The organism is Acidovorax sp. LjRoot117 (genome assembly GCF_964252695.1).
GTDB lineage: Bacteria > Pseudomonadota > Gammaproteobacteria > Burkholderiales > Burkholderiaceae_C > Acidovorax.
Genome location: NZ_CAXUPO020000001.1, coordinates 360,092 through 376,613 on the forward strand (window position 1 = coordinate 360,092; position 16,522 = coordinate 376,613).

The following is a 16,522-nucleotide window of genomic DNA, read 5'->3' on the forward strand; positions in this document are numbered from 1 at the left end:
GCGGGCTGGGCGACTCTCCGCACCATCGATCACCGACAAAGGAAGGACACCCATGGAATCCACAGCGAACACCGCCACCCTGATGGAGCAGGTGCTCTACGAAGTCAAGCGCGTGGTAGTCGGGCAGGACCGCTTTCTCGAACGCGTGATGGTGGCCATGCTCGCCCAGGGCCATCTGCTGGTCGAAGGCGTTCCGGGACTGGCCAAGACGCTCACGGTGAAGACGCTGGCCAGCACCATCCAGGGCAGCTTCAAGCGCATCCAGTTCACGCCCGACCTGGTGCCCGCCGACCTGGTGGGCACGCGCATGTACAACCAGAAGACCGGCGAATTCAGCACCGCACTGGGGCCCGTGTTCACCCACCTGCTGCTGGCCGATGAAATCAACCGCGCGCCCGCCAAGGTGCAGAGCGCGCTGCTGGAGGTGATGCAGGAGCGCCAGGTCACCATTGCCGGCGAGACGCACAAGGTGCCGGAGCCCTTCCTGGTGATGGCCACGCAGAACCCCATCGAGACCGAAGGCACCTACGCCCTGCCCGAGGCGCAGGTGGACCGCTTCATGATGAAGGTGCTGCTCGACTACCCGACGGAGGAGGAAGAGTTCGTCATCGCCCAGCGCGCGCTGGACCTGCCCGTGCAGGTGCTGCCCGTGGCCACCACCGCCCAGCTGGCGGCGCTGCAGGCCGAATGCCGCACCGTGTATGTGGACCCGTCCATGCTGCAGTACGCGGTGAAGCTGGTGGCCGCCACCCGCGTGCCTGCCCGCCACGGCCTGAAAGACCTGGCCGGCTACATCAGCTGCGGCGCCAGCCCCCGCGCCACCATCGCCCTGGCCGAGGGCGCCCAGGCCCTGGCCATGCTGCGCGGCCGCAACTACGTGCTGCCCGAAGACATGACCGACCTGGCCGCAGACGTGCTGCGCCACCGCGTGGCGCTGTCGTATGAGGCGCTGTCCGAAGGGCTCGACGCCGACGCGCTGATCCAGCGCATCATGGCCAAGATCCCGGCGCCTGCGCGCCCGCTGCACCACGAGCAAAAAGCAGCCTGAGCGCCGCCATGGCCAAAACGCCGCCCGACACCTCTTCCGCAACGGTGCATGCGCTGCCGACCTTGCCGGGCCAGGCCGACCGCCTGCTGCGCGAGCTGGAGTGGAAGGTCATCCGCCGGCTCGACGGCCTGCTGCAAGGCGACTACCGCACCCTGATGCGCGGCAGCGGCCTGGACCTGGCCGACCTGCGCGAATACCAGCCGCATGACGACGTGCGCCACATCGACTGGAACGTCACAGCCCGCCTGAACCTGCCCCATGTGCGCGTGTTCACCGAAGACCGCGAGATGACCGCCTGGTTTCTGCTGGACCTGAGCCCCTCCATCAGCTTCGGCCCCGAAGGCCACTCCAAGCGCGACATCCTTACCGGCTTCGTGGCCGTGCTGTCGCGCCTGCTCACTCGCCACGGCAACCGTGTGGGCGCCATGCTGTACGGCGGCGCCAGCGGCCAGGCCGAACGCGCTGTCGACACGGTGCTGCCACCACGCAGCAGCCGCGCACATGTGCTGCACCTGGTGCACCGGCTGCTCGCGCCCGACGCCAAGGCACGGACCACGTCCAAGGCTGGCGGGGCCGCCACCGAGTTGCACCGGCTGCTGCGCACCGGCCTGGCCAACCTGCGCCGCCGCTCCACCGTGTTCGTGGTCTCCGACTTCATCAGCGCGCCGGGCTGGGAAAAGCCGCTGGCCCAGCTCGCGCAGCGGCACGACGTGGTGGCCGTGCGCCTGCTGGACCCGCTGGAGCTGGAACTGCCCGATGTGGGCCTGATCACCTTGCGCGACGCCGAAAGCGGCGAACAGCTGCAGGTGGACACGCACGATGCGGCCTTCCGCCGCCGCTTTGCACGCCTGGCGGCCGAACGCGAAGCAGTGCTGCGCGAAGGCCTGGCGCGCGCCGGTGCAGACACGCTGGAGCTCTCCACCGACGACGATCTGGTCGATGCGCTGCTGCGCTTCATGGACATGCGCCAGCGGCGCGTGCGGGCGCCGCGCGGTGCATCATCGACGCTGTCGCCAGCGGGGGCCGCTGCACTGCCCACTGCCGCCTGATTCAACCCCGACGCCACCAAGGACCCTCACCATGGTTTTTCTCTGGCCCACCCTGCTCTGGCTGCTGCTGGTTGCGCCGCTCCTGGTGCTGCTGTACTGGTGGCTGCTGCACCGGCGCAAGAAGACGGCGCTGAGCTACTCCAGCCTGTCGCTGGTGCGCGAAGCCATGGGCCCCGGCCAGCGGCTGCGGCGCCACATCCCGCCCGCCCTCTTCCTGCTGGCGCTGATCGCCCTGCTGCTGGCGACCGCACGGCCGCTGGCCGTCATCACGCTGCCCTCCCAGGACCAGACCATCATGCTAGCCATGGACGTGTCGGGCAGCATGCGCGCCTCCGACGTGGAGCCCGACCGCATCACCGCCGCCCAGAACGCCGCCAAGGCCTTCATTGCCGAGCTGCCCCGCCACGTTCGCGTGGGCATCGTCGCGTTTGCGGGCAGCGCCCAGCTGGCCCAGCTGCCCACGCAAAGCCGCGAAGACCTGGTCAAGGCCATCGACAGCTTTCAGTTGCAGCGCGGCACGGCCACGGGCAACGGCATCATGCTGTCGCTGGCCACGCTGTTCCCCGATGCAGGCATCGACATCTCCGCCCTGGGCGGCCGCCAGGCCATGCGCCCCAAGCCCATCGATGAGATCGGCAAGCAGGACCCGGCCAAGCCCTTCACGCCCGTGGCGCCAGGTTCGTACAACTCGGCCGCCATCATCATGCTGACCGACGGCCAGCGCACCACCGGCGTGGACCCCCTGGAAGCCGCCAAGTGGGCCGCCGACCGTGGCGTGCGGGTGTACACGGTGGGCGTGGGTACGGTGCAGGGCGAGACCATCGGCTTCGAAGGCTGGTCCATGCGCGTGCGGCTCGACGAAGAAACCCTGAAGGCCGTGGCCACGCGCACCAATGCGGAGTACTTCCATGCGGCCACCGCGGCAGACCTGAAAAAGGTCTATGAAACACTGAGTTCACGCCTGACGGTGGAGAAAAAAGAGACGGAGGTGTCGTCCCTTTTCGCCCTGCTGGGCGCCGTGCTGGCTTTGCTGGCGGCGGGGTTGTCGGTATGGTGGTACGGGCGGATTTTGTGACCTTCGCCGGACTTTGATCCGCTCTTGGCCTGCAATCGACAGCGCAGGCCTTGCAGGGCCCGCGTCGAGAGAATTGCCATTCGAAGCCGATCGGCACCACACCCCATGCATCGAAAGCGCACCTGCTGGCACGCCGGTGTGCACTGGCTGAAGCCATCTCACGCGGGCCGCGGTCTACGGCAACGCCAGCATCGAAAAGTCAGGCAGACCCCAGCGCCATCCTCGACGACGCCGTCGCCTGGTTCGCATGCCGGGTCTCCACCCGGTTGCGCCCTGCGCGCTTGGCGTCGTAGCAGGCCATGTCGGCAGCGTACAGCACCGATGGCACGTCCTGCAGGCTGGCATCGAGTACCACCAGCCCGATGCTCACCCCGAGCGTGAAGCTGCGGCCCTGGTAGGCGGGCTCCCAGGCCTGCACCGACGCGCGCAACTGCTCTGCCACGGCCTGCCCGCGGGCCAGGGCGCAGCCGGGCAGCACCACGGCGAACTCGTCGCCACCCAGGCGCGCAGCCCAGCCCACCTGGCGCACTTGCGACTCCAGCAGGCGGGCCACGTGGCGCAGCACGTCGTCCCCTGCGTCGTGGCCGGCGATGTCGTTCACCACGGTGAAATGGTCCAGATCAAGGAACAGCACCACGCCGTCGCCCGGCGCCTCGCCGCTGGCCTGCGGCTCGCGGGGGCGTGCGGAGCGTTCGGCCAGCAGCAGGCCCAGGCGGTCGTCGAAGGCGGTGCGGTTGTACAGCTGCGTCAGCCCGTCGTGGGTGCGCTCCCACGCGTGCTGGGCCTGGGCTTCGCGTGCGGCGGTGATGTCTTCGAGGATCCACACGGTGCCGCCCGCCATTTCGTCCGGCTGCACGCCGCGGCCCTGCACTCGTGCCCACACTGGGCTGCCGTCCTTGCGCATGAAGCACACGTCGCCGTCAAAGGCACCGTGCGCGGCGAACTCGGCCTGCACGCGTTCGCCGATGTGGTGGTAGTCGGCATCGCTCGCGTACAGCGCGCGCGCCGGGCGGCCCTGCAGCTCGCCGGGGGTGTAGCCCAGCATCACGCAAGCCTGGCGCCCCACCACCTCGAGGATGCCGTGGCGCGAGATGACAATGCCCACCGACGCGTTGTCCAGCACCGCCTGGAACTGACCATCGAGCGTGGCCTTGTGGATCTGCTCCCGGCTGCCCTGCTGGGCCAGGCCCTGGAACACCTGCACCAGTTCGCCCACCTCGCCGCCCGCGCGGGGCCAGTCGATGTCGGGCGCCTGGGGCAGCGGCTGCCGCACGTCGCGGCGCAGCATCTGCAGTGCGCTGTGCCGCAGGTGCGCCAACGGCTGGGCCATCCAGGCCATGGCGACGGCCACCAGCAACATGCACAGGGCCATGCTGGCAGCCGCCAGCCACCAGGCTTCGCGCTGGGCGCCCTGCAGCGGGCCCAGCAGCGCCTGCGACGGGCTCACCCGCGCCACGATCCATTGCGGCAACGGCATGCCCGCCATGCTGACGATGTGCCCGGGCTCCTGGTGGGTGGCCCCGCGCCCTGCCACGGGCTGTGCCTGGTCCAGCCAGCGCATGTACACGGGCGCCAGCCCGGTCTCGTCCTGCACCTTGCCCAGGATGCGCGCGGGATCGGTGTGCGACAGGATGGTGCCGTCGCGTGTGAAGACGATGAGCCGCGAGCCGTCGCGCGCCGGCAGCGTCATCGATGGCGGCAGCAGGCCTTGCGACTGCAGTCGCAGCGCCCCCGCCACCACGCCCAGCACCGAGCCGTCCTCACGGTGCAGCGGCATGGTGAACATCACCCGGGCGTCGCTGGTGCGCGCCGCGATGAGTTCGGAGACCAGGGGCTTGCCGTCGACCAGCGTGCGGCGCAGGGCATCGCGCTCGGCCGGGTCCAGGTCGGCGGCCTTCTCCATCCGGCCGCCGCGCAGGTTCATGCGCAGTTCGCCATTGGCGCGGGCAACCTGCATGGCGTCGAAGAACTGCACCGCGGGCAGGCCCTGCTGCAGCAGCCATTCCAGGGTGGATGGCGATTCGAGCATGGCTGGCGTGATGCCTGCCGACACGGTGCGCAGCACCTTCTGGCTTTGCTCGATCTTGCTGGCCAGCAAGCGCGCCACGACTTCGACCTCGTCGGTCTGCTGGGCCACGACGCGGCGCATGGCCTCTTGCCCCGAGGCACGGGTGACCAGCCAGGCCGCCACCGTCCCCGACAGCGCTACCGCCAGCACCGCCACCAGCATCAGCCGCAGCACCAGCGAACCGGGCACGAACCAGCCCGGCGCATCTGGTGGCAGCGCGGGGTGGTCCGGGGGCGTCATGGGCACTCCGTGGAGGGAATGCGACGCGGATGGGAGGCGTTGGGCATGGGCTGGTCGGGTGAAACCGGACTTTTGCCAACGAATATACGCAGCCCCTGCCCCCCGGGGCTTGGGTGGAACCCTCAGTCCAGGGCGGGGAAAAACCCTGACTTTGAAGCCCCCCTGAGCCGCTGCGCGGCTTCCCCCGGAGGGGGACGCACCCGGTGGACTGGCGGAGCCAGATCCACGGATGCGCTGGCCTGGGGGCGTGCGTGTGCGACGGGCCTGGGCTTACACACGCTGATTGCGCTTGCTACTGCAAACCGCCCGCGGCGAATTCAGGTCAGCACCCGGCCATCGTTTGAAGAGCCCGCGGATGCGGCAGGTTGAGCACGTTGCCGGTGCCGTGCACCAGGCCCAGCTCGCGCAGGTGGCGCAGCACGCGCGAGAAGGTTTCGGGGGCAATGCCCAGTTGCGCGGCGATCAGGCGCTTGCGCAGGTGCAGCGTGACCTGCATCGCGCCGCTGTGGTCCGGCTGCGCGTGGTTCAGCAGCCACTGCGCGCAGCGCGATTCGGCGTCCTGCGCCAGGCGGCTCACGGCCAGCTCGGACTGCTGGCGGTAGCCCTGCGCCATGTCCAGCAGCAGGCCGCGGGCACCGGCGGGCATGTCGGACAGGCTGCGCCGGAACTCCTCGATGGGAAGCCGCCGCACCTGCAGCCGGGTGTCCGCCACCATGTCCACAGGGAAAGGCATCCCCAGCAGGGCCGAGGCGGCATCGAGCCAGAACGGCCCCTCCACCGCCCCCAGCTGGTGGCGCAGGCAGCCGTCGTCGAGCACACCGCGCAGCACACGGCCGGTTTCCAGGTGCAGCACCGACGTCAGCACCTCGTTGCGCCTGCGCAGTACCTCACCGGCGGCAATCACCTCGGTGGCGGCGGGCAGTGAGAAATGGGTAGAGGGCAGCATGGGTCCGACTGTGCCGCGCGGGCTGCCCGCCGGCATTGAGACAGATCAAAGCCACACCACGCCGCGGCCCGCGCCGGGCCGTGATGGCTGCAAAACCCACACACCGCAACACACACCGCAGCGCCGCGCAGACACGCACCCGCCCCCGCAGACAGCTTGCAGCAGATTCGTGACAACTTGTAACCAACCTGTCACGCGCCGCCGGTATCTTGTGTCCCTAGCTCAAGGTGAACACGCGATGCAGAACATGTTGGAGAGCCGGCTGGCGGCAATGAAGGGGCTGCTCTCGTGCACTCTGCGCGACGGCACCGGGCCCCTGGCCGCGCTCCTGCAGCAAGGCGGCCACCTGCACTGCGTCTTCCAGCCGCTGGCCGACCTGCGCGAAGGCGCCGTGTACGCCCACGAGGCACTGATCCGCGGCCCCGAGGGCACGGTGCTGCACACCCCTGACGCGCTGCTGGCACAGGCCCAGCGCGAAGGCATCCTGCGCGACTTCGAGCTGCTGTGCGTCTTCACGGCGCTCGAACAATGGGGCGCCCTGGGTGCACCCGGGCGTTTGTTCGTCAACATCAGCGCCGATGCACTCGTGCATGGCGTGACCTTGCTGGGCGCCGAGCGGCTGGGCGAGGTAGTGCGCAGCTTCGGCGTGAGCGCCCGCATGCTGGTACTGGAAATCACCGAGCACGAACGCGTGAGCGACATGCCGCAGCTGCGCCAGGCCATCAAGGCCGTGCACGCCTGCGGCGCCCGCATGGCGCTGGACGACTTCGGCGACGGCCGCTCCAGCCTGCGCCTGTGGTCCGAGGTCAAACCCGACTTCGTGAAGATCGACAAATACTTCATCCACGACATCAGCGACCACCCCGAGAACCTGCAGATGCTGCAGGCCATCAAGGGCATTGCGGACGTGTTCGGCACCACGTTGATCGCCGAAGGCATCGAGACCCGCGACGACCTGCGCGCGCTGCGCGACCTGGACATCCCCTACGGCCAGGGCTGGCTGCTGGGACGTCCGGCCCCCGCCCCGCGCGTTGCCGTGGAAGGCCCCGCGCTGGAGGTGATGCAGGACCGGCGCGTGGCCGTGCTGCCGCACCTGGGGCAGACCGCACGCCCTGGCGTTCTGCGCAGCCTGCTGGTGGTGCAGGCGCCCACGGCATCGCCCGCGACCAGCAACGCCGCGGTGGCGGCCCTGTTCCACGAACGCACCGAACTGCATGCGCTGGCGGTGGTGGACGGGACACGGCCGGTGGCACTCATCAACCGCCAGCAGTTCATGAACCACTACGCCACGCTGTACTTCCGCGAGGTGCACGGGCGCAAGCCGTGCCTGGCCTTCGCCAACCCATCGCCCCGCGTGGTGGAGCTGGACTGCGACGTGGACCAGCTGGTGGGCATCCTCACATCGCAGGACCAGCGTTACCTGAGCGACGGCTACATCGTGACCGACAACGGCCGGTATCTGGGCCTGGGCACCGGCGACCAACTGGTGCGCGCCGTGACCGAGACCCGCATCGAAGCCGCACGCCACGCCAACCCGCTGACCTTTCTGCCCGGCAACATCCCCATCAGCCTGCACATGCAGCGCTTGCTGGACGCAGGCACCGAGTTCGTCGCCTGCTATGCGGACCTGAACAACTTCAAGCCCTTCAACGACCACTACGGCTACTGGCGCGGCGACCAGATGATCCGCCTGGTGGCCCGCCTGGCCACGGCCCACTGCGACGCCCGCCGAGACTTCGTGGGGCATGTGGGCGGGGACGATTTCATGCTGGTGTTCCAGAGCAGCAACTGGCTGCAGCGCTGCAAGAACATCGTGGATGAATTTGCGCGCGAGGCGCTCACCCTGTTCGACGACGCGGCGCGCAAGGCGGGCGGTATCGAGGCCGAGGACCGGCATGGGGTGCAGCGGTTCTTTCCGTGCACCACGCTGTCGATCGGCGCGGTGCGGATCATGCCGGGGCGGTTTCGGCATGCGGAAGAGGTGGCTAACTTGGCGGCGGTTGCGAAGCACGAGGCCAAGCAGGCGGGAACCGGCGTGGTGTTGCACGGCGCAACGGCAGAGTCGGCGCCAGACGGTTTGGCGCTCGCCCGTGCGCTTCAAGAGGTGTTGGCAGCGTAGCGCAATGACGTGGAGCGGATAGCGTCGTGAGCGAGCTTCGCGCTTCCGCAAGCTATAGTTTGGTGGTCAAGCCTGCGGGATTTGTGGAATTTGCGCGTGGGTGACACAACAGTCCTGCATCGCCACCCGGACACACCATTGTCAGTAGGGATGAGTGTCAAAAAGCTTTCCGACTTGGCAGGGCTATGGTGCAGATTTCGCGGTCTAAGTTGCAGCAATTCCTATGGTCATGCTCCGTCGCACCTTGTTGGCCGCAGTTGCCCTCTCCTCATTACCAGGCTATTCGAAGACGCAAAAGCTCACGCTGCGCGCCAAGCCGGGGCAATTCGATGCAACCTCTACGGGCCCTGCAAGTACTGCCGCATCGATCCGCGGCGAATTTCGGATTGTCGAATTCGATACATCAGCCAAATGGCCTCCCGCAGCGTATATGGGCCTGCATCAAGGTACGAACCGCAATGACAGCGTGCATGTACTGGCCGTCCGAAACCGCCCGTCCGATGACTATTTGGTAGTCGGCTTCCGACACATCGCAGACGGTAAGGAAGTTGAAGTTCGGTCCATCCAGAACGTACCTCTTGGCTCAGCCGTCCGCGTGCACATGGAGATTAGCGAGGGAATCGCCACGATTCGTGTCAACCTCACACCCGCTATAAAGGTAGTCACAGCGCTCAAGGCGGTGGCTCCGTATGTATCCGTGTCCTCCGGAGCCGCTGAGTTTGAGGTGGAGGGATAACGTTAGCCAGCAGACGCGCAAGGTAGGGTCGTGGTCTTTGGTGAGTTATCAAGCATCCGACCTCTCTAACCGCCACCTGCTGGGGCTGGTTGTATGCTGCCAGTGGACGAGCCGAGCCGTCTCAAGGCCCCGTCACCGCCCCCGCCTCGAACCACCGCTTGACCAGCGCCCGCTCCGCATCCGTCATGCCGGTCGCATTGTTCATTGGCATCAACTTCTGCACCACCACTTGCTGGTAGATAGCCTGTGCATGCTGCTTGACGCTGGCGGGCGCGTCCAGCCGCAGGTTCTTCATCTGCACCTGCTCGCCGTGGCACATGTAGCAGCGCTGGGCCAGCACGGGTTGCAGCGTTGCATAGTCATTTTGGCCGATACCGCTTGCTGTGCTTGCGCCAGCAGCTACTGAAACAGGAGCAGATCCCGCTGCAGTAGCAGCCCCGGCAGCAGGCGCTGTCGACGCTGCAGGCGCCGCAGTCGCCACCACCGGCGCAGGCCGCATCCACGCGATCACGCCCAGGATGACCACCACGCCCACCAGCGCGTACGGCAGCGGGTTGCCGTTGCGGCCCAGCTTGTAGCCGTGGCGCGCCACGAAGAACTGGCGGATGGCGGCGCCGGCGAACATCATGAGGATCAGCACCAGCCAGTTCTGCGGGTGGCTCCAGGTAAAGCTGTAGTGGTTGCTCAGCATCGCAAACAGCACCGGCAGCGTGAAGTAGGTGTTGTGCACGCTGCGCTGCTTGCCGCGCTTGCCGTGGATGGGGTCCACGTCCTGGCCGGTGCGGATCTGGCGGATCACGGTGCGCTGGCCGGGGATGATCCAGAAGAACACGTTGGCGCTCATCGCGGTGGCGATCATCGCGCCCACCAGCAGGAAGGCGGCGCGCCCTGCAAACCAGTGGCAGGCCAGCCACGATGCGATGCACACCAGCCCGAACACCAGCGCGCCCACGATGGCGTCGCCGTTCTTCTTCTGGCCGAAGATGCGGCAGATCGCGTCGTACAGCAGCCAGAACACGACGAAGAACGCCAGCGCCACCACGATGGCCGTGGCGGGGGCCCAGTCCATGCGCGACTTGTCGATGAGGTAGGTGCTGGCGCTGTACAGGTATGACACCGTGAACAGCGCAAAACCGCTGATCCAGGTGCTGTAGCTTTCCCAGAAGAACCAGTGCAGGTGGCCGGGCAGCTTGGGCGGCGAGACGGCGAACTTGACCGGGTGGTAGAAACCGCCGCCGTGCACGGCCCAGAGTTCGCCGGAGACGCCCTGCTTCTTCAGGTCTTCATCCTCGGGCGGCGTGAGGCTGCTGTCCAGAAAGACGAAGTAGAACGACGAGCCGATCCAGGCGATGGCGGTGATGACATGGACCCAGCGCAGCAGCAGGTTGGCCCAGTCGAGAAAGTAGCTTTCCATGGAAATCTCTCAATCAACTTTGGCGGCGCAGGGCGCGCCGCCTGTGTGCAACCTGCTCACCACTGCGGGCGCTCTGAGCAAGACAGAACGGGCTGGTGATCTTCCACAACGGGTAGATCGCCAACACGTTCCAGGAGGTCGCGCACCTTGGCATGCAATTGGCATGCCGGGGCACCGCTGCGACCACTGTTTGTGGACACGAAGTGTATGCACTTTCCGCCTTGGAAGCCAGCAGGCAAACCCCCGGGTTGTCCCGAGGATAGAGGCAGGCGGCCGGTCAGCGGTCTACCGCAATGTAGTCCGGGTACTGTGCGCAGATGGCATCGACCGCACTCAGCGTGCCAGACAGGTGGTCCCGCGCGGCTTGCTGGGCGCGCGCAGCGTCGCCCTGGCCCAAGGCCGCCACGATGGCACGGTGGTCCGCCAAAATGGCCTCGGTCTTGCCCGCCGTGGGTAGGTGCAGGCGGCGGAGCCGGTCAACATGGCCGGACGATCTCTCCACCAGCACCCAGAGCCCCGGCACCGCCGCGGCGTCGTACATGAGCTGGTGAAAGCGCCGGTCGGCATCGACAAAGTCGCCGTAGCGCTGCGCCGCAGCCAGCGATGCCTGCAGCGCGATCTGCGCCTCCAGCTGTGCCAGCAGGCCCGGCGGCGCCTCGGCCGCGAGCTGGTGCAGGATTTCGAGTTCAATGGAGCGCCGCAGAAAATGCGCCTCGCGCGCCGCCGCCACGTCGATGCGCGAGACCAACGTGGCGTGCTGGGGGAACACATCCACCAGCCCTTCTTCCTCCAACCGCAACAGCGCTTCGCGCACCGGCGTCTGGCTCACGCCGAACTGCTGGGCCAGCTCGCTGCGCACCAGCACCGCGCCCGGCGCCAGCTCCAGCGACAGGATGGCGTGGCGCAGCGTTTCCAGCACCTGGGGAGCGGCCAGGCGCGAGCGGTCCAGCTTGATTTTGCGGGTCAAAGACATCAAAAGATTCTCGCATTGCGCGAGTGATATATTAGTGTTTTAATGCACCACGATGACCCGACGTACCCCAGATTCCTTGCGCAGCGCCCGCTGGTTCGCTGCTGACGACTTCCGCTCCTTCGGCCACCGCTCGCGCGTCTTGCAGATGGGCTACGGCTACGACGACTGGATGGGCAAGCCCGTCATCGCCATCATCAACACCTGGAGCGACGCCAACCAGTGCCACTCGCACTTCAAGCAGCGGGTGGACGACGTCAAGCGCGGCATCCTGCAGGCGGGTGGCTTTCCGCTGGAGCTGCCGGCCATCTCGCTGAGCGAGAGCATGGTCAAGCCCACCACCATGCTGTACCGCAACTTCCTCGCGATGGAAACCGAAGAGCTGCTGCGCAGCCACCCGGTGGACGGCGCGGTGCTGATGGGCGGCTGCGACAAGACCACGCCGGGCCTGACCATGGGCGCGCTCAGCATGGGTCTGCCCTTCATCTACCTGCCCGCCGGGCCCATGCTGCGCGGCAACTGGCGCGGCAAGGTGCTGGGCTCGGGCTCGGACGCCTTCAAGTACTGGGACGAGCGCCGCGCAGGCCGCCTGTCCGATCAGGCCTGGAGCGAGATGGAAGCCGGCATCGCGCGCAGCCACGGCACCTGCATGACCATGGGCACGGCCGCCACCATGATGGGCATCGCCGAGGCCGTGGGTCTGGCGCTGCCCGGCGCGTCCAGCATTCCGGCCGCCGACGCCAACCATGTGCGCATGAGCGCCGAGTGCGGGCGCCGCATCGTCGAGATGGTGTGGGACGACCTCACGCCCGCGAAGATGCTCACCCGCGCCCACTTCGAGAACGGCATCGCCTGCGCAATGGCCATGGGCTGCTCGACCAACGCCATCATCCACCTCATCGCCATGTCGCGCCGCGCGGGGCACCCGGTGGACCTGTCCGACTTCGACGCGGCCAGCCGGCGCGTGCCGGTGATCGCCAACATACGCCCGAGCGGCGACGCCTACCTGATGGAAGACTTCTTCTACGCAGGCGGCCTGCGCGCCCTGCTGGAGCGCATCCGCGGCCACCTGCACACCGATGCGCTCACCGTCAACGGCAAGACCCTGGGCGAGAACATCGCGGGCGCCGAGGTCTACCACGACGACGTGATCCGCCCCATCGACAACCCCATCTACGCCGAAGGCGCGCTGGCCGTGCTGCGCGGCAACCTGGCGCCCGACGGCGTGGTCATCAAGCCCAGCGCCTGCGCGCCGCACCTGCTGCGCCACACGGGCCGGGCGCTGGTGTTCGACGACTACCCCTCGCTCAAGAAGGCGGTGGACGACCCGGACCTCGACGTCACGGGCGACGACATCCTGGTGCTGCGCAACGCCGGCCCGCGCGGCGCCGGCATGCCCGAATGGGGCATGCTGCCCATCCCCACCAAGCTGCTCAAGCAAGGCGTGACAGACATGCTGCGCCTGTCCGACGCCCGCATGAGCGGCACCAGCTATGGCGGCTGCCTGCTGCACTGCTCGCCCGAGGCGGCCGTGGGCGGCCCGCTGGCGCTGGTGCGCACTGGGGACCGCATCACGGTGGACGTGCCCGCCCGCACCATCCACCTGGAGATCACCGACGACGAACTCGCCACACGCCGCGGCGCCTGGACGCCGCCGCCCCCGCGCTACGAGCGCGGCTACGGCTGGATGTTCGGCCGGCACATCCTGCAGGCCGACGAGGGCTGCGACTTCGACTTCCTGGAAACCACCTTCGGCAAGGCGGTTCCCGAACCCGATATTTTCTGAACGGAGCTGATGCCCATGACCCCCGCCACCCGCGCGCTGCTGATGAAGGTCAGCACCGCCACGCTGTGCACCGCACTCTTCAAGCGCGGCCTGCGCAACCAGTTCATCCAGGGCGTGCTGCCCCTGAACCCGGACCTGCCCAACATGGTGGGCGAGGCCTTCACGCTGCGCTACATGCCGGCGCGGGAGGACCGCAACCCCATCGGTGTCTTCCAGAACCGCGACCACCCCCAGCGCGTGGCCGTGGAGCAGTGCCCCGTGGGCGCGGTGCTGGTCATCGACAGCCGCAAGGACGCGCGGGCGGCATCGGCCGGCGGCATCCTGGTGGCGCGACTCATGCAGCGCGGTGTGGCCGGCGTGGTCACCGACGGCGGCTTTCGCGACAGTCCGGACATCGCCCAATACAGCATGCCCGCCTACCACGCCCGGCCCAGCGCCCCCACCAACCTCACGCTGCACGAGGCCATCGAGATCAACGGTCCCATCGGCTGCGGCGATGCGCCGGTGTTCCCCGGTGACGTGGTCGTGGGCGACGCCGAAGGCGTGATCGTGATCCCCGCGCACTTGGCCGACGAAGTCGCCGCCGAGGCCACCGAGATGACCGTGTTCGAGGACTTCGTGCAGGAACAGGTGCTGGGTGGCCGCTCCATCATCGGCCTGTACCCGCCCAGCGACGAGCAGGCGCGCACCGACTTCGCCACCTGGCGCGCCGCACAAGGGCGCTGAAAAACTCGCTCACCTTCTGAGCCACCCGGGCAGCCCACCCAGAGCGAAAAACGCCAGGGCGCCCGACCTTCACCACCACCCGGAGACAAAACCATGCCGTCCATCCACCGCGCCGCAGCCCCGCTGCTGGCCTTGTTCGCCCTGCTGGGCACACCCTACGCCCAGGCCCAGGACTGGCCCGCCGCCAAGCCCATCACCTACGTGGTGCCGTTCACTGCCGGCGGCTCCACCGACATCGTGGGCCGCACCGTGGCCCACAAACTGCAGGAGAGCCTGAAGCAATCCGTCGTGGTGGAGAACAAGCCCGGCCAGGCCGGCGGCATCGGCGCGGCCTACGTGGCCAAGGCCGCGCCCGACGGCTACACGCTGTTCGGCGGCACCATCAGCACGCATGCCATCAACGCCAGCCTGTACAAGAAGCTGCCCTACGACCCCATGAAGGACTTCGAGCCGGTGACGCTGGTCGCGCGCCTGCCCAATGTGCTCATCGTCAACGCCCAGCTGGGCGTGAACTCGGTGGCCGACCTCATCGCGCTGCTCAAGAAAGACCCCAGCAAGCGGATGTTCGCATCGTCCGGCGCGGGCACGTCGACCCACCTGGCGGGCGAGATGCTGGCCGACCTGATCGGCGTGCCGCTCACCCACGTGCCGTACAAGGGCACGCCGCCCGCCATGACGGATGTCGCTGCGGGCGAGGTGCCCTTCATGTTCGACCAGCTCACCGCCGCGCTGCCGCTGGTCAAGGCCGGCAAGCTCAAGCTGCTGGCCGTGACCACGGGCCAGCGCATCACCCTGGCGCCCGAGCTGCCGACCATGATCGAGTCGGGCATCGCAGGCTTTGAGATGTCGTCGTGGCAGGCGATCTACGTCCCCAAGGGAACACCGCGGCCCATCATCCAGCGGCTGCATGCCGAGATCGTCAAGGCCCTGAAGCAGCCCGACGTGAAAGCCAAGCTGACCGACCAGTTGGCCATGGAGATTGTGGGCAGCACGCCCGAAGAACTGCGCGAGCACATGGCCAAGGAGATCCCGCGCTGGGCGGCGCTGGTGAAGAAGTCGGGGGCGACGGCCGATTGATGGCGAAGGGGTGACAGTGCAATCTCCTGGGGGCGACGTGTTCATTCATGCAGCGCCCTGAACTCGACAAGCTCAGTCTGAACGGGGGAGTGCAGATGCGCGAACCCCTGTTCTCAGCGCTCCCTCGACCGTTCACCCTGAGCCTGTCGAAGGGTTGCACGCAGACCGTGCCCGACTTCGACAAGCTCAGTCCGAACGGAGTTTGGAACATAGACCAGGGGAATGCGGGGAGTGGAGTGCTGAGCATGAAATACGGAGCCTCATCACCCCCCCCAAACCGTTCACCCTGAGCTTGTCGAAGGGCCGCACACAGGCCGTAACCTGACTTCGACAAGCTCAGTCCGAACGGGAGGTGGTGACTCGCGAGTCCCTTGCCAACGCCCCCCGCCCGCTCACCCTGAGCCTGTCGAAGGGCCGCACTAACGCCTCGCCGTCTTCCGGAAAATTTAACCCAGCGTCTGCAGCAACTGCGCAGCCACCGCCACTGCAATCACCTCGGGCTCCTTGCCCCCAATGCCCGGGACGCCGATCGGGCAGGTGATCTGCGCCAGCTCCTCCTGCGCGAATCCGCGTCCGTGCAGTCGGTTCGAAAAAGTCGCCCACTTGGTCTTGCTGCCGATGAGGCCGATGAACGGCAGATCCTGCCGCTCCCGCTGGCGGCGCAGGCAGGCGGCCACCACGTCCAGGTCTTCGGCATGGCTGAAGCTCATGATCAGCACCCGCGTGCCCGGCGCCAGCCCCGGCACCGCCATCTGCACCGGGTCCGAATGCTCGCAGGCCACGCCATCCGGCGCAGGCTGCAGAAAGATCCCGTCGCGGCTGTCGATCCAGGTCAGCGCAAACGGCAACGGCGCCAGTACCCGCGCCAGCGCATGGCCCACGTGCCCGCCGCCGAACAGCGCCACGGGGTGCAGCCGGGGCGCGAGGCTATCGGCCAGCGTGGGCGCGTCGCCTGCGGTCAGCAGCTCGAACGTCAGGTGCACCACCCCGCCGCAGCACTGGCCCAGCGCCGGGCCGAGCGCAAAGCGCATCGGGCCATTGCCCGGCGACGACGGTACGCCCGCCAGACGTCGGCGCGCCTCCGCCATGGCCTGGTGCTCCAGGTGCCCGCCGCCGATGGTGCCAACGAACCCATCGGCAAACACGGCCATCCAGGCCCCGGGTTCACGCGGCACGGACCCTTGGGTAGACTCCACCCTGACCAGGCAGGCAGGCGCGGCCGCAAGGCCTTCCAGCAACAAACGCAAGTGTTCCACCGCCATCGTCCT

Annotated in this window: 13 protein-coding genes; 8 read left to right on the forward strand and 5 right to left on the reverse strand. The window is 67.8% G+C overall.

Features of this window, described 5'->3' with window-relative positions; genetic code table 11:
• Positions 1-52 precede the first annotated feature (52 nt).
• The 3 genes from ACSQ3D_RS01625 to ACSQ3D_RS01635 are packed head-to-tail and all read left to right on the forward strand — an operon-like array spanning position 53 to position 3,172.
• The gene (locus tag ACSQ3D_RS01625) at positions 53-1,048 is read left to right on the forward strand and encodes an AAA family ATPase (protein WP_056415915.1); all 996 of its coding nucleotides are present in this window, start codon (positions 53-55) and stop codon (positions 1,046-1,048) included.
• Positions 1,049-1,056: 8 nt separating this feature from the next.
• Positions 1,057-2,097, forward strand: coding sequence for a DUF58 domain-containing protein (locus tag ACSQ3D_RS01630; RefSeq protein ID WP_436125700.1), 1,041 nt, complete (start codon positions 1,057-1,059; stop codon positions 2,095-2,097).
• 31 nt (positions 2,098-2,128) lie between these two features.
• Positions 2,129-3,172 (forward strand): VWA domain-containing protein, encoded by a 1,044-nt coding sequence (locus ACSQ3D_RS01635; RefSeq protein ID WP_056415909.1) that lies wholly within the window; start codon positions 2,129-2,131, stop codon positions 3,170-3,172.
• A gap of 199 nt (positions 3,173-3,371) precedes the next feature.
• Here the strand turns inward: ACSQ3D_RS01635 and ACSQ3D_RS01640 are convergent, their stop codons facing one another.
• Positions 3,372-5,480, reverse strand: coding sequence for a diguanylate cyclase (locus ACSQ3D_RS01640; protein WP_396502999.1), 2,109 nt, complete (start codon positions 5,478-5,480; stop codon positions 3,372-3,374).
• 322 nt (positions 5,481-5,802) lie between these two features.
• On the reverse strand, positions 5,803-6,426 hold the full coding sequence (locus tag ACSQ3D_RS01645; RefSeq protein WP_056416381.1) for a Crp/Fnr family transcriptional regulator: 624 nt from the start codon (positions 6,424-6,426) through the stop codon (positions 5,803-5,805).
• A 238-nt stretch (positions 6,427-6,664) separates the two neighbouring features.
• Between ACSQ3D_RS01645 and ACSQ3D_RS01650 the strand changes: the two genes are divergently transcribed.
• Both ACSQ3D_RS01650 and ACSQ3D_RS01655 read left to right on the forward strand, forming a co-directional pair.
• Positions 6,665-8,545, forward strand: a complete 1,881-nt coding sequence (locus ACSQ3D_RS01650) for an EAL domain-containing protein (RefSeq protein WP_436125701.1) — start codon at positions 6,665-6,667, stop codon at positions 8,543-8,545.
• A 229-nt stretch (positions 8,546-8,774) separates the two neighbouring features.
• Complete coding sequence (locus tag ACSQ3D_RS01655) at positions 8,775-9,281, forward strand: hypothetical protein (RefSeq protein ID WP_436125702.1); 507 nt, start codon at positions 8,775-8,777, stop codon at positions 9,279-9,281.
• Positions 9,282-9,402: 121 nt separating this feature from the next.
• On the opposite strand, the gene ACSQ3D_RS01660 is transcribed toward ACSQ3D_RS01655, so the two are convergent.
• Both ACSQ3D_RS01660 and ACSQ3D_RS01665 read right to left on the reverse strand, forming a co-directional pair.
• On the reverse strand, positions 9,403-10,695 hold the full coding sequence (locus ACSQ3D_RS01660) for a urate hydroxylase PuuD (protein WP_436125703.1): 1,293 nt from the start codon (positions 10,693-10,695) through the stop codon (positions 9,403-9,405).
• 277 nt (positions 10,696-10,972) lie between these two features.
• Positions 10,973-11,668 carry a GntR family transcriptional regulator gene (locus ACSQ3D_RS01665; protein WP_436125704.1) on the reverse strand — a complete coding sequence of 232 codons (696 nt, stop codon included), beginning with the start codon at positions 11,666-11,668 and terminating at the stop codon, positions 10,973-10,975.
• 52 nt (positions 11,669-11,720) lie between these two features.
• Here ACSQ3D_RS01665 and araD point away from each other — a divergent pair, with 52 nt between their 5' ends.
• The 3 genes from araD to ACSQ3D_RS01680 all read left to right on the forward strand — a co-directional run bounded on the left by araD (position 11,721) and on the right by ACSQ3D_RS01680 (position 15,254).
• Entirely contained in the window at positions 11,721-13,451 is a 1,731-nt protein-coding gene (araD, locus tag ACSQ3D_RS01670) for an L-arabinonate dehydratase (protein WP_436125705.1), read from the forward strand.
• Between the two features lie 15 nt (positions 13,452-13,466).
• Complete coding sequence (locus ACSQ3D_RS01675; protein ID WP_436125706.1) at positions 13,467-14,177, forward strand: ribonuclease activity regulator RraA; 711 nt, start codon at positions 13,467-13,469, stop codon at positions 14,175-14,177.
• Between the two features lie 93 nt (positions 14,178-14,270).
• Positions 14,271-15,254, forward strand: a complete 984-nt coding sequence (locus tag ACSQ3D_RS01680) for a Bug family tripartite tricarboxylate transporter substrate binding protein (RefSeq protein WP_436125707.1) — start codon at positions 14,271-14,273, stop codon at positions 15,252-15,254.
• Positions 15,255-15,700: 446 nt separating this feature from the next.
• On the opposite strand, the gene xdhC is transcribed toward ACSQ3D_RS01680, so the two are convergent.
• A complete protein-coding gene (gene xdhC, locus ACSQ3D_RS01685; protein ID WP_436125708.1) occupies positions 15,701-16,516 on the reverse strand; it encodes a xanthine dehydrogenase accessory protein XdhC in 816 nt (271 codons plus the stop codon).
• Positions 16,517-16,522 lie beyond the last annotated feature (6 nt).